This window comes from Glycomyces buryatensis, from assembly GCF_004912275.1.
GTDB classification, from domain to species: Bacteria; Actinomycetota; Actinomycetes; order Mycobacteriales; family Micromonosporaceae; genus Glycomyces; species Glycomyces buryatensis.
On record NZ_STGY01000028.1, the window covers coordinates 38,267 to 61,316 of the forward strand.

18 protein-coding genes and 2 pseudogenes are annotated in these 23,050 nt (G+C 67.6%); 13 read left to right on the forward strand and 7 right to left on the reverse strand.

Annotated elements, in window-relative coordinates:
* The first annotated feature begins 16 nt into the window (after positions 1-16).
* Positions 17-3,772 carry a beta-galactosidase, LacZ type gene (lacZ, locus tag FAB82_RS07440; protein WP_136533914.1) on the forward strand — a complete coding sequence of 1,252 codons (3,756 nt, stop codon included), beginning with the start codon at positions 17-19 and terminating at the stop codon, positions 3,770-3,772.
* 222 nt (positions 3,773-3,994) lie between these two features.
* Here the strand turns inward: lacZ and FAB82_RS27895 are convergent.
* Positions 3,995-4,210, reverse strand: a pseudogene (locus tag FAB82_RS27895) (helix-turn-helix domain-containing protein); the annotation flags it as partial.
* Between the two features lie 43 nt (positions 4,211-4,253).
* On the reverse strand, positions 4,254-4,799 hold the full coding sequence (locus FAB82_RS07445) for a glyoxalase superfamily protein (protein WP_136533915.1): 546 nt from the start codon (positions 4,797-4,799) through the stop codon (positions 4,254-4,256).
* Positions 4,800-4,902: 103 nt separating this feature from the next.
* Between FAB82_RS07445 and FAB82_RS28820 the strand changes: the two are divergent.
* Positions 4,903-5,049: pseudogene (locus FAB82_RS28820) on the forward strand (helix-turn-helix domain-containing protein); the annotation flags it as partial.
* A 128-nt stretch (positions 5,050-5,177) separates the two neighbouring features.
* On the opposite strand, the gene FAB82_RS27900 reads toward FAB82_RS28820, so the two are convergent.
* On the reverse strand, positions 5,178-5,876 hold the full coding sequence (locus tag FAB82_RS27900; RefSeq protein WP_246039491.1) for a hypothetical protein: 699 nt from the start codon (positions 5,874-5,876) through the stop codon (positions 5,178-5,180).
* Between the two features lie 558 nt (positions 5,877-6,434).
* On the opposite strand from FAB82_RS27900, the gene FAB82_RS07455 reads away from it, so the two are divergent.
* The 9 genes from FAB82_RS07455 to FAB82_RS07495 are packed head-to-tail and all read left to right on the forward strand — an operon-like array spanning position 6,435 to position 15,416.
* Complete coding sequence (locus FAB82_RS07455) at positions 6,435-7,685, forward strand: glycosyltransferase (RefSeq protein WP_168801470.1); 1,251 nt, start codon at positions 6,435-6,437, stop codon at positions 7,683-7,685.
* Complete coding sequence (locus FAB82_RS07460) at positions 7,682-8,452, forward strand: SDR family NAD(P)-dependent oxidoreductase (RefSeq protein WP_136533918.1); 771 nt, start codon at positions 7,682-7,684, stop codon at positions 8,450-8,452. Before FAB82_RS07455 ends, FAB82_RS07460 begins: the two co-directional genes overlap by 4 nt.
* 19 nt (positions 8,453-8,471) lie before the next feature.
* Positions 8,472-9,653: an MFS transporter gene (locus tag FAB82_RS07465; protein WP_136533919.1), complete on the forward strand. Its 1,182-nt coding sequence runs from the start codon at positions 8,472-8,474 to the stop codon at positions 9,651-9,653.
* Positions 9,654-9,705: 52 nt separating this feature from the next.
* Positions 9,706-10,917 carry a sedoheptulose 7-phosphate cyclase gene (locus tag FAB82_RS07470; RefSeq protein ID WP_211116437.1) on the forward strand — a complete coding sequence of 404 codons (1,212 nt, stop codon included), beginning with the start codon at positions 9,706-9,708 and terminating at the stop codon, positions 10,915-10,917.
* A 1-nt stretch (position 10,918) separates the two neighbouring features.
* Positions 10,919-12,001 carry an ROK family protein gene (locus FAB82_RS07475; RefSeq protein WP_136533920.1) on the forward strand — a complete coding sequence of 361 codons (1,083 nt, stop codon included), beginning with the start codon at positions 10,919-10,921 and terminating at the stop codon, positions 11,999-12,001.
* The gene (locus FAB82_RS07480) at positions 11,998-13,158 is read left to right on the forward strand and encodes an alcohol dehydrogenase catalytic domain-containing protein (protein ID WP_168801471.1); all 1,161 of its coding nucleotides are present in this window, start codon (positions 11,998-12,000) and stop codon (positions 13,156-13,158) included. Before FAB82_RS07475 ends, FAB82_RS07480 begins: the two co-directional genes overlap by 4 nt.
* Positions 13,155-13,910 carry an SDR family NAD(P)-dependent oxidoreductase gene (locus FAB82_RS07485; protein ID WP_136533922.1) on the forward strand — a complete coding sequence of 252 codons (756 nt, stop codon included), beginning with the start codon at positions 13,155-13,157 and terminating at the stop codon, positions 13,908-13,910. Before FAB82_RS07480 ends, FAB82_RS07485 begins: the two co-directional genes overlap by 4 nt.
* Entirely contained in the window at positions 13,910-14,782 is an 873-nt protein-coding gene (locus tag FAB82_RS07490; RefSeq protein WP_136533923.1) for a sugar phosphate isomerase/epimerase family protein, read from the forward strand. The genes FAB82_RS07485 and FAB82_RS07490 overlap by 1 nt, the downstream gene beginning before the upstream one ends.
* A complete protein-coding gene (locus tag FAB82_RS07495) occupies positions 14,757-15,416 on the forward strand; it encodes an HAD-IA family hydrolase (RefSeq protein WP_136533924.1) in 660 nt (219 codons plus the stop codon). Before FAB82_RS07490 ends, FAB82_RS07495 begins: the two co-directional genes overlap by 26 nt.
* 81 nt (positions 15,417-15,497) lie before the next feature.
* On the opposite strand, the gene FAB82_RS07500 is transcribed toward FAB82_RS07495, so the two are convergent.
* Positions 15,498-16,952 (reverse strand): PQQ-dependent sugar dehydrogenase, encoded by a 1,455-nt coding sequence (locus tag FAB82_RS07500; protein ID WP_136533925.1) that lies wholly within the window; start codon positions 16,950-16,952, stop codon positions 15,498-15,500.
* Positions 16,953-17,285: 333 nt separating this feature from the next.
* Between FAB82_RS07500 and FAB82_RS07505 the strand changes: the two genes are divergently transcribed.
* Both FAB82_RS07505 and FAB82_RS07510 read left to right on the forward strand, forming a co-directional pair.
* Positions 17,286-18,629, forward strand: a complete 1,344-nt coding sequence (locus FAB82_RS07505) for an NB-ARC domain-containing protein (protein WP_136533926.1) — start codon at positions 17,286-17,288, stop codon at positions 18,627-18,629.
* Positions 18,616-19,974, forward strand: coding sequence for a tetratricopeptide repeat protein (locus tag FAB82_RS07510; protein WP_136533927.1), 1,359 nt, complete (start codon positions 18,616-18,618; stop codon positions 19,972-19,974). Before FAB82_RS07505 ends, FAB82_RS07510 begins: the two co-directional genes overlap by 14 nt.
* Positions 19,975-20,105: 131 nt before the next feature.
* On the opposite strand, the gene FAB82_RS07515 is transcribed toward FAB82_RS07510, so the two are convergent.
* Genes FAB82_RS07515 through FAB82_RS07525 form a run of 3 tightly spaced genes read right to left on the reverse strand, consistent with a single transcriptional unit; the run spans position 20,106 to position 22,900 of the window.
* Positions 20,106-20,963 (reverse strand): sugar phosphate isomerase/epimerase family protein, encoded by an 858-nt coding sequence (locus tag FAB82_RS07515; RefSeq protein WP_136533928.1) that lies wholly within the window; start codon positions 20,961-20,963, stop codon positions 20,106-20,108.
* Entirely contained in the window at positions 20,964-21,809 is an 846-nt protein-coding gene (locus FAB82_RS07520) for an ATP-binding cassette domain-containing protein (RefSeq protein WP_136533929.1), read from the reverse strand.
* A gap of 5 nt (positions 21,810-21,814) precedes the next feature.
* Positions 21,815-22,900, reverse strand: coding sequence for an ABC transporter permease (locus FAB82_RS07525; protein ID WP_136533930.1), 1,086 nt, complete (start codon positions 22,898-22,900; stop codon positions 21,815-21,817).
* Positions 22,901-23,050 lie beyond the last annotated feature (150 nt).

Here is a 23,050-nt window from a genome sequence, read left to right on the forward strand (position 1 = left end):
CCCATAGGAGGCCGTCATGTCCAATGAACCCGTCAGGCACGCCCGCGCACGCCGCCGAACGATCCTCGGGAGCGGTCTCGCCGCATTTGGGAGCGCTTCTATCCCAGTGGCGGCCGAATCCGCCGCAGCGGGGCCCGAGGAGGCCGCCGACGTCGAGAACGTCACGGCGGCGTGGACCGACCCGCCCAACGGCTACCCCGAGTGGAACAACAACATCGGGATCTTCGAAGTCGGCTCACAGCCCGCCCACGCGACGTTCATGCCGTACGCCGACCTCCAGCAGGCGCTCAAAGCCGACCGCACCGACTCGCCGTACCGACTCGACCTCAACGGCGACTGGCGGTTCCAGCACGCCGACCGGCCCGCGGACCGCGACACCGACTTCTGGCGCACCGATCGCGACGACGGCGACTGGGACACCATGCCGGTGCCCTCCAACTGGCAGCCGGCCGGCTACGACTTCCCGATCTACACCAACGTCACCTACCCGTGGTGGGGTGCCAACGGCCAACATGAGAACGCCCAGCCGCCTTTCGCGCCAACGCGGTTCAACCCGGTCGGTCAGTACCGCCGCACCTTCGAGTTGCCGTCCGCCTGGCAGGGCCGCCGCGTCCACCTCCACTTCGAGGGAGTCAAATCCGGCTTCTACCTGTGGGTCAACGGCACCAAGGTCGGTTACCGCGAAGGCTCCTTCACACCGTCCGAATTCGACATCACCGACCACGTCCGGCCCGGCGCCAATCTGATCGCGGTCGAGGTCTACCGCTTCCCCGACGGCGACTGGATGGAGGACCAGGACTTCATCCGCCTGTCCGGCATCTTCCGTCCGGTCTTCCTCTATTCGCTCCCCACGGTCCACCTGCGCGACTTCAAGATCGACACGCCGCTGCGGGACGGCTACACCAACGCCGACCTGGCGGTCGCGGTCGCCGTCCGCAACAGCGGTGCCCAGCGATCGGGGACCTACACGGTCGAGACCCTGCTCTATGACAAGGACGGCGAATCCGTCTGGCCCGCGCCGCTGGCGACCCAGGTCGACATCGGCTCCGTCCAACCGGGCCGGGACGCGACCGCGCGCGGTTCCAAGGCCGTCCAGGGCCCCAGGCTCTGGTCTGCCGAGCACCCCGACCTCTACACGGCCGTGCTGCGGCTGCGCGACCCCTCGGGCGCGGTCACCCAGACCGTGTCGGCGCGGATCGGATTCCGCGAGTTCGCGATCCGCAACGGCCTGATGCGGATCAACGGCCAACCGGTGTCCTTGCGCGGCACCAACCGGCACGAGATGCACCCCGACCGCGGCCAGGCGCTGACCCGCGAGGACATGGTCCACGACATCGCACTGATGAAGCGGCTCAACATCAACGCGGTCCGCACCTCCCACTACCCGAACCACCCCGACTGGTACGACCTCGCCGACGAGTACGGCATGTACGTCATGGACGAGGCCAACCTCGAGACCCACGGCGTCCGAGACGACTACCCGGCATCCAACTCGGCATGGACCGCGCCGGTCATCGACCGGGCCGCCCAGATGGTCCACCGGGACAAGAACCACCCGTCGGTCGTCATGTGGTCCCTCGGCAACGAGGCCGGCGGCGGCTCCAACTTCGTCGCGATGCGCGACTGGATCAGAGCGGCCGACCCGACCCGGATCATCCAGTACGAGGGCGACAACCGGTCCTCGGTCAGCGACATCCGCTCCCAGATGTACAACACCGCCGCCGGGATCCGGGACCGCGCTCTGGACACCGGCGACACCAGGCCCTACATCCTGGTCGAGTACTCCCATGCGATGGGCAACTCCAACGGCAACTTCAAGGAGTACTGGGACGTCATCCGCCAGTATCCGGTCCTGCAGGGCGGATACATCTGGGACTTTGCCGACCAGAGCCTGCGCTGGCCGATCCCGCTCGGCGGCGGGGCGACCTACCTCGCCTATGGCGGCGACTGGGGCGACAACCCCAACGACGGCAACTTCTGCGCCAACGGCATCGTCTCCGCCGAGCGGAAGCCGACCGGCAAGGCAGCCGAGGTCAAACGGGTCTACCAGGCGATCAACGCGGCCGCCGGAGACAACGTCGCCGCCGGCGACGTCCGGATCACCAACGAGTACGCCTTCGCCAACGTGAACGAGTTCGACGGCGCCTGGGCCCTGATCGCCGACGGCGAGGCGATCCAGAGCGGCGGCCTCACCGCCCAGCAGCTCGACATCCCCCCGTTGTCGGACAAGACGATCCGGGTGCCGATCCAGCGCCCGGCCGAACCCGCGCCCGGAACTGAGCACTTCCTCGAGCTGTCGTTCACGCTCAAGACCGCGACCACCTGGGCCGACGCCGGATTCGAGGTGGCCGCGCGGCAGCTCCCGGTCGACTTCGACAGCCCGCCGGTCGAACCCGTCCCGCTCCCGGACGTGCCGATGCTGAGCGACTCCGAGACCGGTGACCGGATCACCGTCACCGGCACCGGCTTCGCCGTCGCCATCTCGAAGTCGACCGGCGAGATCATCTCTTACGAGGCGATGGGGATGCGACTGGTGAACTCCGGACCGGTCCCCAACTTCTGGCGGGCCCCCACGGACAACGATCGCGGCAACGGCCACCCGACCCGCAACGGCACCTGGCGAGCCGCCGGGCGCAACCGGACCGTGACCGGCGTCGTCATCGCTCGGCCGTCCGACCGATCCCGCCGGATCACCGTCACCGGCACCCTGCCGACCACCACGCAGTCGACGTACACCACTGCGTACACGGTCTACGGCAACGGCGAGATCAGAGTGGACAACACCCTCCACCCCGGCTCATCGAGCCTGCCCTACATCCCGGAGGTCGGCACGATCCTGCTCCTGCCCGGCGCGCTGGAGCAGATGCACTACTACGGACGCGGCCCCGAGGAGAACCACTGGGACCGCCGCACCGGCACCGACGTCGGCCGCTATTCCTCCACCGTGACGGACCAGTGGACCGACTACATCCGGCCGCAGGAGAACGGCAACAAGACCGACGTCCGGTGGATCGCCCTGGTCGACGGCACCGGACGCGGCCTGCTCGCGGCCGGTGAGCCGCTGCTCGAGGTGAACGCCTCCCACGTCACCCCGGAGGACCTTTCGGGCAACGTCCGCCACGACTACCAGCTGACTCGGCGCCAGGAGGTCGTCCTGCGGCTGAACCACCGGCAGACGGGCGTCGGCGGCGACAACAGCTGGGGCGCGCAGCCGCTCGACCAGTACAAGCTGTTCGCGAGCCGCGACTACTCCTACACCTACCGGCTCAAGCCGCTGCCCGACGTCGGCCAGGCGATGGCGCTGTCCCGCCGCCCCACGGAGACCGGCGGCGGCAGCGGCGGGCCGGTGGAGCCGGGGGTGTACTACCGGTTGGTGGCGCAGCACAGCGGGAAGGCGGCCGACATCGAAGGCGGCTCGACCGCGGCGGGCGCCTTGCTCGTCCAGTGGCCAGTCCACACTGGCGCCAACCAGCAGTTCGACTTCGTGGACGCCGGGGGCGGGTTCTGGCGGATCCGGGCCCGCCACTCCGGCCTGATCCTGCAGGTGTCGGGCACCGGCACCGGGGCCGACATCACCCAGCAGCCGAGCTCCGGTGCGGCGAGCCAGCAGTGGGAGGTCGTCGACCACGGCGGCGGCACCGTCAGCTTCGTCAACCGCCAGAGCGGCCTCGCCATGGACGTGTGGAGCCAGTCCACTGCGGACGGCGCCCGCATCTCCCAATGGAACCGCACCGGCGGCGCCAACCAGTTGTTCAACCTCCAACGCCTCTGATACGGCCGGCCGGCGCGCTGCTCGGTCCGCCTTCGGCATCGGGGCTGCATCACATCGAGATGCTCGCCGGGATGCAGTTGGGTGCACCCGTGGTGTCCCCGCGTCGGATGCAGATCCGACGCCTCGCCGTATTCGCCGAGTGGGCCGAAGCGGCGACGCCGCCCGTCTCCACGGCAAGGCGATGGCCGAACGGGACCGACGGGACTTCCACCGCGAGTTCACCAGGGCCGCGAGCTGGCGCATCGTGAGGTTGGTGCGCCAGTAGGCCGTGACCAGCAGCAACCGGTCCTCGAAAGCCGGTTTCCAGGGCCGACCCCTGCGAGCGGGGTCGGCCCCTTCGCGTCGGAGCTGGCGGACGAGCTTTGCGAACTGACGCTGTTCGAGCCCGCTGAACAGCTCCACCATCGTCGCATCCGCCGCGCTGATCACACCTGTCACGCAGGCATAATCCCATGCGTCCCAAACGTATCCGTAAGGGTCGCTACTGGTATTCGTTGAACCGCAGGGTGTTGCCGAACGGATCGATGACGGTCATCGATCGGGCATCCCACGGCACCGCTTCGATACCCGGGTTCATATAGGGGTAGTCCTTCGCCCCGAGCTCTCGATGGAAGGCTTCGAGTCCGGTCATCGGGACGAAGACGACCGCGCCAGGGCTGCCGTCACCGTGATGCTCGCTCATGTGCAGGACTGTGCGGTCGCGTACGACCTGCATGTACAGCGGCATGCCGTCCTCGAAGCGGTGCTCCCAGGCCAGGTTGAACCCGAGGTAGTCGAGGTAGAACTCCTTGGCCTTTTCCACCGAGAAGATCCGCAGGACCGGCGTGGGCGCCTCCAAGGCGATGCCATCGGCGCGGGAGGTCTCGGCCGCATTGAGCTTGGCGGCCAGGATGTTCCATTCGTCGAACCCGAACTGCCGCGCCACGATTTCGAGGCTCTGGCTGTGGGTCACCTCGGCCAGCCCGTGGCGGTTCAGCTCGGCGCGCAGGGTCTTGGCCATGGTCTTGGCGTCGCGGAAATCGCGCATGATGTCGTCCTTCTTGAGGCGAAAGCCGTGATCAGTGCCTGCGTTGCTGACAGGTTCGCCGCTGAGAAGGGTCCGAACCGGCGCGAATCGAGATGCGTTCACCATGCCCCGAAGGGCGCAGGCGGCCGGCCGCATCAGCCGCACCCAGCATAACGAGCCCGATCGGACCAGGTCAAGCGCCGAGCGGTTGTTCGGGGTGTCCTTCACTGAACAGGGCATGGGCAAGCTGCTGCGGCGTGTGGGCTTCAGTTTTCAGCGCCCGGACATCGGGCTCTCCTTCGCGGTCGATGTCGCCAGGGCGTTCCCATCGGACGCGCCGGAGGCAGAGCCAATGGTTCAGGGCCGGAGTCTGGTGGATGGCATGGACACGAGTCCGACTCACCAGCTGATGCTCTCGATTTCCTCGATGTTGGCGGCTCGCAGGTCGGGACGCCAGACCACGAGCGACACCTCGTTGCATCTAATCGAGCCGAAATCGACGTCGGTGCGGGAGTCGATGTAGGCGGCGGCCTCCGGTTCGGGGACCGCCTCGCGCGGCACCAGCACGGAGACGTGCGCGTTGTCGCGGCAGCGGTCGCCGTCGCCTCCGGCGGGGCCGAGGTTGCCGAAGGGGACGCGGGCGTCGCGCAGGCGGCGCCGCAGTTCGAGCAGGGCCGGGTTCGGGAAGCCGCGGACGTAGAGGCCGCCGCGTGAGCCGCCGAGGCCCCTGAAGCTCGCCGCGATCGGGCCGAGCCCTTCGACGGCGCGCTTGAGCTGGCCGAGGTAGTGGTCGATCTGGTGCTGCGGCACCGTGTCCTGGAAGCCCTCCACGCTGCGCACCGTCATATGCAGGTCGCTCGGGGCGTAGTTCAGGTGAGCGCCACGGCAGAGAGCGGCGATGGCCGCGGACTCTTCGGCGATCCGCTCGCCGAAGGGCCCTTCGAGCCGGACCACGAGGCTGAGCCCGAAGCGCGATTCGCCGTCGCGCGGAATGGGATCGGGATGGAAGGTGCCGTCCCGGAAGGCGATGGAGCCCTCGGTCCACTGCTGTGCGTAGTTCGTTCGCAGGGCGGAATGGTCGGGGTCGACGATGGACACGGAACCTCCAGGCGTGAGCGGGCCGCACGGGAGTCCTGTTGTACCAGTGCCCGCGGCGACAGTTCTCCGGCATCGGTCGGCAAGGCTACGTCTCGTTGCCGGAAGTTGTCCGCGTTCTTTCCAATCAGAGCACGGGGCATGACCAGCGAGTGTCCACTATTCGCAGTCGAGGTTGCGGGTTCTAGGCAAGTCGAGATTTACCCCAATAGTGGTACAAATCACTACATTACCCAGGGTAGTCACAGGCGGAACATCGCCTCCATGCGGCCACAGTCGACCCGTGTGCAATGTGGAAAATTACCGTCCGTAACCCATTGCACGCATATATCCAAGTTGGTGGATTTTGTCTTCATGCGCGGGCCAAGTCGATCATTTATGGTGGGTTTCCCGGCACGAGTTCAACGAAGGTGTTGTTCGCGGGAGAATCCACCGACAGTCCCATCCCATCTCTGCCACTGGATTTTCATACAGCAGACTACAAACCTTTGAGAGTTCATGACCAAGAACAGAACAGTGCCCACATGGGTGCACTTTCCCTTGCAATCGAACACTTCTCGATTGATTCATGTCAACGCCACCGCGAAGGGCGGCGGCGTGGCCGAACTCCTTTCCCACCTGGTCGAGTCGCAGGCATCAGCCGGACTGTCGGTCGGATGGGGCGTGATCTCGGGAAGTTCCGAATTCTTCGACCTGACCAAGCGGATCCACCACCTCCTCCACGGCAGCGGCGACGCAGGACTGCTCCAGGACGACGACCTCGCGAGCCTGTACAGGACGACCCTCCGGCCGCAGGCCGAATGGTTCGCCGACCACCTCGCGGCCGGCGATGTGGTCGTCCTGCATGATCCGCAGACGCTGGGCCTGGCCCCCGGGCTGTCGAGTCGCGGAATGCGGGTCGTCTGGCATTGCCATATCGGTTCGAAACCCGATGAGACGACGCCGCATTCGGCGGTGTGGCAATTCTTCGAGCCCTATCTGAAATACGTCGACACAGTGCTCACCAGTCGGGCCGAATTCGCCCCGACACAGGTTCCCGAGAGCAGACGGCACGTCGTATTGCCGGCCATCGCCCCGGAATCACCGAAGAATAGGGACCTGTCCGACTCGGAGGTCGACTCGCGCTTGTCCGGCATCGGATTGCTCGGGCACGAATACGCCGAATCCGAAGCGGCCGTAGAGCAGGACGGTCCCATTCCCGAATCGGCCCCGATGGTGCTACAGGTGTCCCGCTGGGATCCGCTGAAAGGAATGGCGGAGGTATTGCGCAGTCTCGAACGGCTCCCTCCCGAAGCGCATCTGGTGCTGGCCGGCCCCGAACCGAGAGAGATCACGGATGATCCCGAGGGTCTGGCGGTGCTGTCCCAGGTGCGGCGGGTCAGGGAGGCCATGCCCGATGCACTGCGAGTCCGAGCCCACCTGGTGACCATGTCGATGGCGGATCCCGAACGCAATGCGCTGCTGGTGAACGCATTGCAGCGTCGCGCCGACGTCGTCACCCAGAAGAGCCTCCAGGAGGGATTCGGTCTCACCGTCACCGAGGCGATGCTCAAGGAGCGCGCCGTCGTGGCATCGGACGTCGGTGGGATCCGGGCACAGATCCGGCACGGACGGACCGGGCTGCTGGTCCCGGCTGAGGACGATGCCGCCTTCGCCGACGCCGTCGCCGGACTGCTGCGCAAGCCCGCGCGGCGCCGGGAACTCGGCCTCGCGGCCGCGGCCGGCGCGAGGGCGAACTTCTTGATGCCGCGGCTCGTCCACGACTACCGGCGCCTCGTCCACCCCACGCTGAACCTCCAGGAGACGACATGAGCAGCGAAGCGACGACCGCCCTGATCACCGGAGGATGCGGCGCCATCGGAAGGGCCGTGGTCGAGACGCTGCTGCGCAAGGGAACCGTCGACAGCGCCATCGTCGTCGATGTCGAGAAACCGACCGCGGACCTGCCCGAAGGCGCCCGATTCCACCGCTGCGACCTCGGGAATCCGGAGGAACTCACGGCGATTGTGGGAGAGCTGCCCTCCGAACTGTCGGTGCTGGTCAACATCATCGGCGGCGAGCGCAAGCCGCCGGTGGCCGAGGTGGCCGAAACGGCGTGGCCGCCGCCCGCGGTCTGGGACGATATCTTCGAGCTCAACGCCGCGATGGTCTACCGGGTGACCGCGGCCCTGTCGGATCGGCTCATCCCGGGCGGCGCCGTCTGCAATGTCAGTTCGATCGCGGCGATCATGCCTTGGGTGATCTCGCCGGCGTACGGTGCGGCGAAGGCCGCGCTGGAGCATTGGAGCAATTCATTGGCCGTCCAGCTCGCCGACCGCGCCGTGCGGGTGAACACGGTTCGCCCCGGCTTCGTCTGGAGCCGCCAGTGGGAGGCGGTCTCGCGCGAGGAATTCGATCGCGTCGTCGCCGACAGGGTCCCGCTTCGCCAAGCCGGATCGCCGACGCGAACCGGTCGCGAGCAGACACCGGAGGACGTCGCCTCGGTCATCGCCTTCCTGTGCTCCCCGGACGCCTCCCACCTGACCGGTCAGTCCATCAATGTCGACGGCGGCGCCGCGCTCGTGCGCGCCGCCCGATGAAACGGAGCCCAGCTCGAACATGACCACCGCAACGGAACCGCGATCGCACGCCTCGTTGAAACCCGCCACCGTCTTCCTCGGCTTCGCGGTCTTCGGCATGCTCTGGGGCCTGTACGCCGCCTCGATTCCGGCGATCAAGGACCAGACCGGAGCGAGCGACGGGGCCCTCGGCACGGCGATGATGTGCGTGGCCCTCGCCGCCGCCCCGGCGATGTTCCTCACCGGGGGCCTGCTCGACCGATTCGGCCGGCCCGTCGTCATCGCCGCGACGGTCCTGTTCGCCGTCGTCGCCGCGCTGCCCGCACTCGCGGGTTCGCTGCCGATGCTCATGGTCGCGCTGCTGCTGTTCGGGCTCGGCTCCGGCGCATTCGACGTGGTGATCAACAGCATGGCCGCCACGGTGGAGGCCGAGCAGGACGTCCGGGTGATGAACCGCGCGCACGCGTTGTTCAGCGTCGGACTCATGGCGGGTGCGGTGATCACCGGTGCCGCCAGGACGATAGGTCTCGCTCCCTGGATGCTGCTCGCCTCCGCCGGTCTCCTCGCCATTGTCGGCATCGCCGCCACCGCTCACCGCGTGCCCCGCTTCGTCACCAGGGAACGCCCCCCGGCTAAGGGGCGCAAGCGCATCGACCGCGCCGTGCTCGGCTTCGGCCTGCTCGTGGCGCTGGCGCTGCTGGTCGAGAGCGGTGTCCAGCAGTGGAGCGCGGTATTCCTCGAGGACGAGGTCGGGACCCCCGCCGCGATCTCCGGTCTGGCCCCGGCGATCTTCGCCGGTTCGATGGTCCTCGGCAGGCTTGCCGGCCACTGGATCTCCACCCGCCTGTCCGACCGGGTCGTACTGCTCACGGCCGGTGCCGTCTCGGGCGTCGGCACGGTCGTGATCGCCGTCGCCACTTCACCGGTGCTCGCACTCGCCGGATTCGCCGTCACCGGTGCGGCGATCTCGGTCGCGGCCCCGACGGTCTACGGCCTGGTCGGGCGCCGCGCCGCCGCCGAGCGGCGCGGGGCGAGCATCGGCGCGACCTCGTCCATCGGCTATGTCGGCCTGCTGCTCGGACCGGTGATCGTCGGCCAGCTCGCCGGCGCGTTCGACCTGCGCATCGCCTTCGCCTGCCTCACCGCCGTCTCGGCGGTCCTGACCCTGACCGCGCTCTTCATCGGAGGCTCCAGAGTCGCAGCCTCCACCGGGACCGAATAAGCGTCCCTTCTCGTCCACACCAACCACATCGAACCCTCGATGGAGGATCAGTATGGCCACCTCAGCCACCACCACGATGCGTCCCTTCCCTCCCACCGTCACGATGCCGAACCCTCCCGACTACAGCTGGAGCGTCCAGGCCCAACAGCCGGTCGACTACCAGGTCAGCATGGTCCAGGGTCTGCTGGACCCGTCCAACTCCTCGCTCGCCAGAGCCTGCGGCGCCGACGGCGTACGGAAGGTCCGCTGCCTGGTCGTCGTTGACGACGTGGTGGACGAGCTGTACGGCGACCGGTTCAGGGACTACTTCGGCGCCTGGAACATCGAGGCGGCCTGGCAGCCGGCCCCCGGCGACGAGACGGCCAAGACCCTCGAACAGGCGGTGGCGATCACCGAGGCCATGTCCGCCATGGGCATCCTGAGGCGGACCGAGAAGGTCATCGCGATCGGCGGCGGCGTGGTCATGGACGTGGTCGGGCTCGCCGCGAGCCTGTACCGGCGCGGCATTCCCTACGTCCGCATCCCCACCACCCTCATCGGGCAGGTCGACGCCGGCGTCGGCGTCAAGACCGGCGTCAACCACGGCCACCACAAGAACCGGCTCGGCTCCTACTGCGCCCCCACCACCACCCTGATCGACACCGAGTTCCTGCGGACGGTCGAGCCCCGCCACATCAACAACGGCATGGCCGAGATCATCAAGATGGCACTGGTCAAGGACGCCGACCTGTTCGAGCTCCTCGAGATCGCGATGCCGGTGGTCGACGCCGGCATGATGGCCGACCGCAATCCGCTGTCCATCGAGATCATCGCCCGCGCGATCGCCGGCATGCTCAGCGAGCTCGAGCCCAACCTGTGGGAGTCGGTGCTCGAACGGTCGGTCGACTACGGCCACACCTTCAGCCCGTCGCTCGAACTGCGAGCCGATCCCCCACTGCTGCACGGCGAGGCGGTCGGCGTCGACATGGCGATCTGCGTGGCGCTCGCGCACAACCGGGGCATGCTTTCCAAAGAGGACACCGATCGGGCCTTGCGATTGATGTGCGCAGCGGGACTGCCGGTCACCGACGCGGTCTTCACCGCCGAACTGGTCAGCGAGGCGCTGCGCGACGCGGTCAAACACCGCGACGGGATGCAGCGAATCCCGCTGACCACCGGCATCGGCTCGGTGCGGTTCGTCAACGACCTGACCGACGACGAGATCGAGCGCGGCCTGGATTTCGTGTCGCAATGGGCGGCAGAGCACCGCGAGGAGACCGCCTGACATGCCGACGATCGAGGCGCCGCCCGACCGTCCGGTCACCGTCTTCGACATCGGCGGCACGTATGTACGACGGGGCCGATGGCGTCCCCGCGACCCCGACCGCCTCCACGAGTACTCGAAACGGCCCTCGCCGACTCTCCGCCTCCATCCCGGCAGCACCGTCGGGGAGCTGCGGGTGCGGCTGGTGAGGGACCTGTGCGAGGCCGTCCCGATCGAGCCCGATGCGGTCGCGGGCATCTCGTTCGGGGCCGCGCTCGACCACCGCACCGGCACCGTCTACGCCTCGGCTCCAATGTGGGGGCCGCACGACGATGCCTTCGACCTCCGCGGCGCGCTCAGCCAGGGGCGTCCGGATGTCCAGTGGCACATCGTCAACGACGTCACCGCGGCGCTGCTCCACTATGCCTCCACCGATGCCTGCCGCGACCGCCGCAAGGTGCTGCTGACCACCGTCAGCACCGGCATCGCCTGTCGCACCATCGACCGCTCCACCGGCGAGATCCCGGTCGACGGCTGCGGCCTGCAGGGCGAGATCGGGCACCTGCCGTCCCGGGCCGCGATCGAAGGGAAGGCGGTGGACCTGCCTTGCGACTGCGGCGCACCGGACCACGTCGCCTCGTTCTCCTCCGGCCCCGGACTGCAGCGGATGGCCGAGGTGACGCGGGAGCGAAACCCGGAAGGATGGAAACGCTCGGCACTGTCCGCCGGTCTCGACCGCGGCGACGGCTTCGAATCGGCGCTGCGCCGGGCCCTGGACTCGGGAGACGCGGTGGCCGGGGCCCTGCTGGCGGCGGCCGCCCGGCCGCTCGCCGAGGTGCTCACCGCGGCACTGTGCCTCGACCCGACCATCGACCGCGTCGCGCTCACCGGTGGCGTGGCCACCGGACTGGGCGATCATTACCGCCGGTCGCTGGTCGACCGGATACTGAATGCCGGGCCGTATCTGACCGGGAAGCGCGCGCCCGAGTGGATCGAGGAGCGCGTGGTCCTCTGCCGAGCGGACGAGGCGAACGGCCTCATCGGCGCAGGACTGGCGGCCCTGTCCGGCGCCGCGCGCGTCTCGGCCGAGGAGCGATCGACGTGACTGCGGCCGGGACGCCCTCGCGCACCCACACCGCCGTGGTCCGCCGGGCCGATGGGGTGGCGGTCGAGCAGGTGCCGACCCCCCGGCCCGGCCCGGGAGAGCTGGTGGTGGCGCCGCTCCTGGCCGGACTGTGCGGCACCGATATCCAGATGCTGCAAGGGCTTCGCGACGACCCCGCCCCGGTCATCGGGCACGAGGGGGTGGCGCGGGTGATCGCCGCCGGCGCGGAGGTCCCAGCGGATCTCGGCGTCGGCACCCTGGTCGCAGTGAACCCGACCCATCCACACGACCCTTCGTTCCTTTTGGGGCACAACGTTGACGGCATGCTCCAGGAACGAGTCCTCATCCCCGCCACCGCGGTGCGGGCAGGCCTGGTCCTCCCGGTCGAGCCGCTGCCGGAACTCGAACTGTTCGCCCTGCTCGAACCCCTGGCGGTGATCCGGTATTCGCTGGCCCTGTTGCGAACGGCCGCCCCGGAGACATTGGTGGTGTACGGCGGGGGAACCGTGGGCCATCTCGCCGTCCGCGCCGCGGCGCGCTGGCTCGGACCCGAGGTCGAGACGGTACTGGTGCACCGCTCCGATGCCGGAGCCGAGTGGAGCCGTTCGCGGCCTTACGGTCCCGCTACCGTGCTCGGTCCCCGCGAGGGCGGCGGCGCCGCCGTGGCGGCGGCGGTCGGCGGTCGGCGGAGCGCGGTCGTGATCGCCACTCCCCGCGACGCGACCATCGAATGCCTCGAGTCGGTCCTGAAACACCTTCCAGAGGTGGCGATGATCGACCTGATCGGCGGCCTGCCGCCCGGGGCCCGCACCCCGCTCCTGCCCGGGGCCGACCTGGTCTCGATCCGCGCCGCCAATCATGCGGGCAGCCCCGATCCCGGCCGCGCCTCCGAGTGCGGAACGTCGGAGGGCTTCAACGTCCGGCTGACCGGGCACCGCGGCGTCGCCAACCGCCATCTGACCGCGGCGGCGGCAGAGCTTTCCGAAGCCCCGGAACGATACCGGGACCTCGTCACGCATACCACCGGCCTCGAAGCAGCGGCCCGGATCATGGACCGAGTTCAGCACGGCCGGGGCAGAACCGTCGACGGCGCCCGGCTGGTCAAACTCGCCGTCCGCATCCAACCTGAAGCCGAACCGTCATGGGAGGACCGATGACACAGCACAGCAGCAAGCCGACCCGGGCACTGGTCGTGGGCGGGTCGACCGGCATCGGCCGCGGCATCGCCGACGCCTGGGCCCGGTCGGGGGCCACGACGACCGTCATGAGCCGCACCGCACCCGCCGGCGCGGGCGCCGACCTGCTCTCCTGGGAACCACTGGACCTGACCGACACCGCCGAATCCCGTGCGCGACTGCGCGAATCGGCGGCCGACGGCCTTGACACCGTCTGCTACTCGGCCGTCTTCTACGGTGACCGGCGCGCGCTGATAGGAGAGGTGGACGAGGCCGAATGGCGCCGCCAGCTGGAGGTGAACCTGAACGGGCTCTGGCTCACCCTCACCGCGGTGCTGCCCGCGCTTCGCCAGGCGTCCCCCGGCTTGTTCGTGGGCGTGTCGTCGGAGGTGGTCTACAACGGCGGCCCCGGGCGGTCCGGGTACGCGGCGACGAAGGCCGCCGCCGCCGCACTGCTCGAATCGGTGGCGCAGGAGGAGAACGAGGAGGCGGTCCGCATCGTGCAGGTGCTCCCCGCCGGCATGGTGGACACGCCCGGCATTCGCCGCCGCCGAGCGGCCGACTTCGATTACGGCGATTACATGCGGCCCGAGCATTTCGGCGCGGCGGCGAGCGAACTCCTCGCCACCCGCGGCGCCGGCCGGCACGGCGACGCCCTCATGGTCGACGCGCGGGGCGACTGGCGTTCGACCCGCGAACACCGCCCGGAATCGCAGTCGAGAGCCCTGGCCTGATGGGCGACCTGACGGAAGCCGAACCGGGCACCGCCCCCTCGATCGGACTGGTGTCGTGGCGCTCCCCCGCGGTCGGCACGGCCTTCCTGGACCTGGCGAGCCGAACCGGGGTCGCAGGCGTCCAACTGGACTTCGGTGGGCCCGGCCGCGCCCCCTGGCTCGATCAACCGCGGCACTTGGAGCTGCTGCGGCGGCGATCGGTCGAGACCGGTATCGCGCTCCTCGCGGTCGCCGGGAACGCCCTGAACGACATCGGTTTGGCCGCACCGGTTCGCAGCGCGGCCGCTGCCGAGGTCGAGCGGCTCGTCGTGCGCATGCTCGATGCCGCCGCGGCCCTCGGGTGCCCTTTGGTCTTCCTTCCGAGCTTCCGCCGCAGCGCCATCGAGGACTCGGAGGCGCTGCACCGGACGGCGCAAGTGCTGTCCTGGGCCGCCGCGGAGGCATCGGCGCGAAGGCTGCTGCTGGCCAACGAGAACACGCTGGGACCGGGCCGGGCGCTCGAGCTCGTCGAGCGCGTCGCGGCGCCGAACTTCCGCCTGGTCCTGGACAACTACAACCTCGCCTCCGCAGGGGTGGACCCGGCCGGAATCATCGCCGATCTGGCCCCGTACCTGGCCGACCAGGTGCATCTCAAGGACGGCCCGGCGGGGGTCAACACCGCCCCGCTCGGCAGCGGTGACGGCCACCTCGAATCCACGATGGACGCCCTGGCGCGCGAACGGCTCGACGTGCGGTTCCTGCTGTTGGAGAACGACTATCGAGACGGCGACGACGCTCGACTGAGCGCCGACATCGCCTGGGCACGTAACCAAGCCGAACGCCTGCGACAACCGATTGGAAGCGCCGATGAGCGACGAGACACTGTCAGCTGAGGTCGTCCTGTTCGACATGGACGGCACCCTGGTCGATTCGACGAAGGTGGTCGAGCGAACCTGGAGGCGATTCGCGGAGCGGCACGGGCTCGACGCCGAATCCATCCTCGCCGTCTCGCACGGTCGGCCCACGGCGGCCACCGTAGCCAGGTTCGCCACCCAGGGCATGCACGTCGCGGCCGAAACCGCGGTCTTGCAGGCCGAAGAGCTTGACGACGTCGACGGAATCGTCGAGGTACCGGGCGCCCGCGCACTGCTCGAAACCCTCGATCCTGAACGGTGGGCCGTGGTCACCTCGGCGGATCGGGAACTCACGAAGCGACGCATGGGCGCGGCAGGGCTGCCGATGCCGCGCATCCTCGTATCGGCTGACGACGTCACTGTCGGCAAGCCGGATCCACAGGGATACCGTTCGGCCGCACAGATTCTCGGTGTCGATCCTGCGTCGGCGGTGGTCTTCGAGGACGCTGAGGCGGGGCTGATGGCAGCCCGCGCCAGCGGCGCGGCCCCGATCGTCGTAGGCGACTATGCCGGACCGGCGGCCGAAGGCCTGACCAGAATCCCGGATCTGCGTCCAGTGCGGATTCAGCGGGAAGGCAGAGGGCTGTCGGTGAGGCTCATCGACAAGCTTTGACAGCGGGGCCGACCACGCATCCATATCTCTGGATCGCCGCACGACCCCAAGCTCACTGACACTCCCACCGAACGGCAATGGCTAGGCGTCGAGGGAGTCGATGTTCGGTAGACCCCCCGAGCCGGTCGCGACCAGGCGGATGGTGTTGTCCCCGGCGTTCAGCGGCACCGTCACCGTCTTGGTGCTCCAGGCAGACCACGCACCGGTGTTCTCGAACGAGGTGGACGCGACCGTGGAGCCGTTGACCACCACATCGGCCCCTCGGGCGGTCGAGCCGTTGGCGAAGCGGATCTCCACCGTCGCCGCACCCGCACTCGCGGCGTTCACGGTGAACTGCGCGGCCGCGCCGACGGCGTTCGTGGAGTTGCAGAACCCCGTACTCGTGTACCCGGCGTGGTTGGAGTCGATCGTGCCATCACAGGTCGCGGGCGCGTCCTCGGCCTGGTAACGGACCGGGTCGCCGCCGCCACCGCCGTCGAGCGGCGGGTAGCGGACGAGGATGTCTTCGCCCGAGCCGTTCGAGGTTGCGAGCCACAGCCAGCCGTCGGGGGCGACCTCGACCGTCCGGATCCGGCCGATCTCGTACTCGAGCACCGCCGCGGGTTCGCCTGCCTCGCCGCCGGACACCGGCACCGTCCACAGGCGCTGGCCGCGCAGTGCGCCGATGTACGCGACGTCGTCGACGATCTCGACCCCCGAAGGGGAGGCCTCGGCGGGCGTCCAGGTGATCAGCGGTTCGGTGAACGCCGGATCGCCGCCGGTCCCCTCGACCTCGGGCCAGCCGTAGTTCGCGCCCGCCTCGATGTGGTTGAGTTCGTCCCACGTGTTCTGGCCGAACTCGCTGGCGTACATCTCGCCGTCCGAGCCCCAGGCCAGTCCTTGGACGTTGCGGTGGCCGTAGCTGTAGACCAGCGAGCCCTCGAACGGGTTGTCGTCGGGGACCGACCCGTCCGGGTTGGCCCGCAGGATCTTGCCGCCCAGGCTCTCGAGATCTTGCGCGTTGGCGGTGTTCTCCGCGTCGCCGGTCGAGATGTACAGCTTCCCGTCCGGTCCGAAGGCGAGCCGGCCGCCGTCGTGGTTGCGCGCCGAGGGGATACCGGTCAGGATCGGCTCGGGCGCGAAGTCGTCGATGGCGAAGCGCACGACCCGATTGTCCTCGTTGGTGGAGTGGTAGGCGTAGACATAGCCGTCCTCCTCGTAGTTCGGCGATACGGCCAGGCCCAGCAGCCCGCGCTCGTCCCACGGCCCATCCGGCGGGGGGACTTCGATACGTCCGATGACCTCGGGATTGTCGAAGCCGCTGTAGAGGAGGATCTCGCCGCTGTCGCGTTCGGAGACGAGGGCCCTCCCGTCGGGGAGGAACGCGAGCCCCCAGGGAATGGACAGGCCCTGTGCCAGGACCTGCCCGCTGCTGTAGTCGAACCCGACCTGCTGCGCAGATCCGGGCTCCTCCGGATCGGCATGTGCCACCGCCGAACCGACGCCGAGCGTCGCGATCGCGAGCGCTGCGGCCGCGGCCGCCAGTTTGCGTCGCATGATTGCTCCTTAATTGATGAATATCAATACATTGGCAAGCCTAAGCGGCATAGGTACACGGTGTCCAGTTCAGACAATGCCGTTCGATCAAGGCGTCTGAGCAGATGTCAACTGCGACTTGGGCCGAGTCAGTCGGGTTGCCGGAGCCTCAGGGACTCTTGACCCGGCGGGCGGTCCCGTCCTGGTCGTTGAGTTCCGTTCGGATTGACGCTCTTGGATAGTCTTGGAGGACGTCAGCGGTCAATCACGCACACGCTGCGACGCGGACGATGCGTCCGATGGGAAGCCGCTGAATCGTGCGATCAGCAAAACTCCAAGTGGAGGAGGGTCGCGGTGAGAAAGCGCCGGTTTGTCTACGCTCTGCTGGCCGGTCTGTCAGCGATCATGGCGGTCATCGTCGCTCTGCTCACCAACCTAGCAACGAACGCACCTCGCCTCGTGGTCCTCGCCCTGCTGGCGGCCGGAGCCGCCGTGTGGGCGACCCTCGAGTTCATCCGCTATTGGGGGGACTCACCGAATCGGCCGCAGGTCACTTCGACCCTCGACCAGGTCCGCCGGATCGCCATGGCCGACACCACCGACCGACCCGCACCGAACGAACACCGTCAGCCAGCGCCTATCGCTCCGACATGGCGCGAGCGGGCCCATGTCGACCACGACCCAGACGGCTACTTCGGCCGGCAGCAGATGACCAAGGATCTGTCGAATGCACTGATCACGAGCTCGAAGATCATCACGTTGCAGGGTGGGGGCGGCATCGGCAAGACAACGACGGCTTACGAGGCGGTCGACAAGGTCGCACACGACGGGGCCTTTGACAGCATTCTGTGGACGAAGGTACGGGACGAGCCCTCCCAGGGAAACAACCTGACCCGACGGTCGTGGGCACAGACGCAACGAGACCTTGCGGACCAGCTCGGCGTCGATCTCGGGCCCAGCACGGCAACCTGGGGCAGCGAACTGCGAGACGCGATCAACGACCCGCGATTCGGTGGCGGGCTGCTGACGGTGCTGGACAACCTCGAGATTGACACTGACATGAGGCGTTTCACGGAGAGGCTGCACAACCTCGGGTTCGCGAAGAATCCACACAAGCTACTGGTCACCAGCCGCGCCGTGGTCCCGACGAACTTGATCCACCCGTTCAGGCTCCACGGCCTAGAGAATAAAGCGGCGATCGACCTGATCCGTCACCTCGGGGCGGGAGACGAGCGGTTGGCCACCACCAAGGACGCCGCGCAGCTCGAACCGGTCCTAAGCACGGTTGAAGGGAATCCACTGCTCATCAAGCTCGTCGTACGTCGGTTCATCACCGGGAACCGTTCGCTCGCCGAATGCGTCGAGGAGCTCCTCAACTGGGATCTGGGCGGCAGGAAGACCGTCAAAGACCATCTCTTCGGCCTGGCGCTCAAAGCTCTCGAGAGCCGAGCCGGACCTGAGGCAGCCCACAGCATCATGGATGCCTTCGCCTTCGAAGGAGTCCGAGGCGGCGAGTACACCGCAGGCGAGCTCCAAGCCATGAGCGAGCTGGACCGCGATCAGGTCCGCCACGCGCTCGACGTCGGACGAGACTTGGGGGTGGTCGAAGGTGGGAGTACCAACGAGCGGTATTCGATCCACAGCCTCCTGTACGACGATTTCCGCCGCCGTGTGGTGCAGAAATATGAACGGCGATGACCAGGACAATTGGCCCGAGCAGGTTGATGGCGGGACCGACGGATACGTCGACCATTCCAGGAAGCAATCCGTACGGCGACTTGAACGAGCGCTGCTCGCCGCCGAGCAGCACTCCGGGTCATGTACCGCAGGCAAGTTGGCGGAGCTGTTCGTCATCGCACGCGACTTCGGTATGGAGTTGGACCAGGCGCTGAGGTCGCGGCTGGTGAACGCACTGAAGTACCTCTATGTCGTGGGAGACCCCGCAGGTGACGCGGAACCGCTGGCGGGCAGACCATCAGACGACGTGATCACACTGATCGAGGAGCTGGACGATCCGGACAATGACCCAGACCCGATCAGGTCAAGAATCATGACCGCGCAGGTCTATTCCCGAGTCGACGGCCGCGTGACAGAACGCGGAGAGGTACTAAAGGAGGCCTACACGTTGTGCCCGACGAGTCCGGAGCGCGTTGAAGTCGGCATAATCCTGGCCCAGTTCCAAGTGGACACCGGCTGTAATCGCAGAGCGAAACGGATACTGACCGAATGCGGTCGACTGGTCGGGGCGGATGACTCCGGCGCCCGTCTTCTGCCCGAATTGGCGGTGTGCCGGGGTGGCCTGCTCTTCGCGCAGGGACGACTACGCGGCGCGCAGCGCTGCTTCAGCGAAGCGCTGTCCGCCATGGACCGCCTCTCGCGCAGCCGCCATGAACGACCGGGTGTCAAGGCGTACCACTACCTCGGGAAGATCCACGCGCTCTATGGCCGATACGAGCGCGCTGTGGAGAATCTGGTCCGCGCTGAAGAGCTTTTGGAGCAGCGCGCGGTCGACGACCGTCGGCAGTCCGGCCACAATCACAGCCGCCTGGGCGAAGTGCTCAACAAGGCCGGTAGCCCGGACGCGCGGTGGCATTCGAGCAAAGCCCGCGATTTGTTCATCCAGGCGGGCGACGAGTCCAGCGGACGGGGGCTGCAAGAGGGCGCCTCCGGTGGGCCCGCAGAGCCGATCAAGCACCGGATACAGCGGTATGAACTGCGACAGCAAGTCGCGCGGAACAACCAGCATTGGCGAAGCGCAGTAATCGCCTCGTTCCGGCTGATGCTGATCCACGGACGACATGGAACACTGTGGACAGTGGTTGGGCATGCCTGGCGGGCGCTGGAAGCGGGCACGCGACTCGTGCTGCGCAGCGGGCCACTCGCGTCTACCGCGGGCGTCGTCGAACTCGCAATGGCCTCGGTGGTGCGGACGGCACGAAAGCGACGAATGGCCCGCCTCAAGACACCGCTGCGGTGTCATTGCCTCCAGTGCCGATCGAAAATCTCGGCAGAGACAAGGAGGACGTCTCCTTTCAACCCGTGAAGGTTCCAGGGGTAGCGGTGGTCGCGCTCACCGGCCGTCTCGGCACCTCTCACCCGTTAGGTGGCGCAGTCGTGGCTGGGGCGGTACATACGGGCCCAGCCACACCTGGGCTTGCCGCGTTGCCGTTTGGTTCAGGGCAGTTCCTTTTGGACGCGGTCGAGGTTGAACTTGAAGGATTCGAGGGCGCGCTCCTCCCAGGCGAAAACCGCCACGGTCGCAATGCCGTCGAACTTGGTCTCCCGGAGCGTCGCGAAGAACTCGTCCCAGTTCACCTCACCCTGACCGATGTCCAGGTGCTGGTGAATGCGGGCAGTCGTACCAGGCGGGTTGAGGATGTACCGCAGACCAGAGGAGGCCGTGAAATTGTACGAGTCCGCGATGTGGAGGTGCGCGAGCTTGTCCCCCGCGCTCCGCAGCATCTCCCTCACGTTGCCCTTGCCGTTCGAGACGTGGAAGGTGTGCGGGGCGCAGTACACGTACTTGACCCACGGCTTGTTGATTGCGCGCACCAGGTTCAGGCCGGCCTCGTGCTCCTCGCAGAAGTCGTCCGGGTGCGGCTCCAGGTTGAGGCCGATGCCCTCGCGCTCGAAGATCGGGAGCAGTTCCTCCATGGAACGCCAGAACTGCGCCTCCGACTCGGCCGATTTCTCGGGGCGGCCGTTGAACTCCGAGTTCATCTGGTTCACACCGAGCTCGGCGGTGATCTCGATGGCCCGCTTCCAATACCGGACCGCGGCCTGGCGCTCGTCCTCGTCCGGGCCCGACCACTTGTACAGCGGCAGCACCGAAGCGACCTGCACGCCGGTCTCGGACAGCGCGACCTTCAGCTCCTTGATGCGGTCGGCATCGGCCCTGGGATGCACGAAGAACGGCATGAAGTCGTCCCTCGGACTCATCTCGATGTACTCATACCCCAAATCGGCCACAGTCCGCACCATGTCGGTGAGCGACAGGTGCCGAATCATGGTGGGGTCAACGGCGATCTTCATCTAGGACTCCTGCTCTGCTTCGGCCAACTCGTGCACGGCGCCCACGTCGGGCGGCTCGATGCGTTGCAGCTCGTGCTTGAGCGCATCCAAATCGGCCCCACCTGACATGTGGTGGGTGAGATCGTCCAGCGTCAGCTCCTTGCGCGGGCTCGACAGCTCCAGTTCGCCCTGCCGCAGCACCACGAAGTGGTCGCCGACCAGGAAGGCGTGGTGCGGGTTGTGGGTAATGAAGATGACGCCGAGACCGGCCTTCCGAGCCGCCGAGATGTACTTGAGCACCACCCCGGACTGCTTGACACCCAACGCGGCCGTCGGCTCGTCAAGGATGAGCACCTTCGCGCCGAAGTGGATCGCTCTTGCGATCGCCACGACCTGGCGCTGGCCGCCTGAGAGCGTGCCGACGGGCTGGTCGATGTCGGGCACGTGGATGCCCATCTTCTGCAGCTCCTCGTCGGCGGTGTCGCGCATGGTCTCGACGTCGAGCATTCGCAGCGGCCAGACGCCCTTGGTCAGTTCGGAACCGAGGTAGAAGTTCCGCCACACCGACTGCTGCGGGGCCAGCGCCAAATCCTGGTAGACCGTGGCGATCCCTAGGTCCAGGGCCTCGCGGGGCGAAGCGAACTTGACCTGCTCGCCGGCGACGCGGTAGGAGCCGTCGTCGTAGCTGTGCAGACCGGAGATGATTTTGATGAGTGTGGACTTCCCGGCGCCGTTGTCCCCGAGGATGCATGTCACCTCACCCTGCCGCACCGACAGGGACACGCCGCTCAGGGCGCGAATATTGCCGAAGGTCTTGCCGATGTCGGTCAGTTCCAGGATCGGCGGCTGTTCCTTGTCGACGGTCATGACGGTCACCTCCGCTGGGCGCGCACGCGCACCCACATGTTGAGCACCACCGCGACGAGCAGCGTGGCGCCGATGAAGAACTTGAACAGGTCCGGGTTCCAACCGGCGAACACGATGCCCTGGTTGGTCAGGCCGAAGATCAGCGCGCCGATCGCGGTGCCGATCGCGGTGCCGTAGCCGCCCATCAGGGCGCAGCCGCCGACCACCGCCGCCGCGATATAGATCAGCTCCTGGCCGACGCCGCCGCCGGACTGGATCGAGGAGAACAGGAACAGGTTGTGCATGCCCATGAACCAGGCCATGAACCCGACGGTCATGAACAGGCCGATCTTGGTCCACTTGACGGGGACGCCGACCGCGCGGGCCGCGTCCTGGTCGTCGCCGATCGCGTAGATCCAGTTCCCGATCTTGGTGCGCAGCAGAATCCATGTGGCGATGACGGTGAAGCCAATCCACCACAGGATCGCGACGCGAATGCCCACTCCGCCGATGTTGATGGTGGAGGCGAACACGGCCTTGGCCGAGTCGAACCCATCCATGTTCGAGATCGACGGGCTCGACACCGCGCCGGTCACAACTCGCGTGACGAACAGGTTGAGGCCCTGGAGGATCAGGAACGCGCCCAAGGTGATCAGGAAGCTCGGCAGTTTGGTCTTGGTGACCAGATAGCCGTTGATGAACCCGATGGCGAGCGCGAATGCGAGGGCGAACAGCACGCCCACCCAGACATTCACGCCGAACCACCAGGTGAACATGCCCCCGGCGAGCGCCGAGGAAATGACCGCGACGCCGGCGGAGAGGTCGAACTCACCGCCGATCATCAGCAGCGACACGGCTGCGGCCATGATGCCGATGGTCGAGGTGGCGTACAGGACCGTAGCCGCCGCGTCCAGGTTACGGATCGGCGCGGCGACCGCGAGGAACAGCACCATGACTGCGATCGCGCCCAGGAGGGAGCCAATCTCGGGCCTGGTGATGATCCGGCGGGCCAGCGACCGCTGCGTGAAACGCGCGGCCCGGTTGTCGATCCCGGAGGCTACGGACGGCGCGGCTGGCTCCGCGGTCTGGGGAGAGCTATCAGTGGCAGCCATTGCTACTGCTCCTCTCAATTGTGGGTGGGGAAGTGGAAGGCGGCGTCGACCGAGCGTTGGACTTCGGGCCAGCGGCTGGTGACGGTTTTGGTGCGGGTGTAGAAGCGGACGCCTTCGGGGCCGTGGATGGGGGAGTCGCCGATGAGGGAG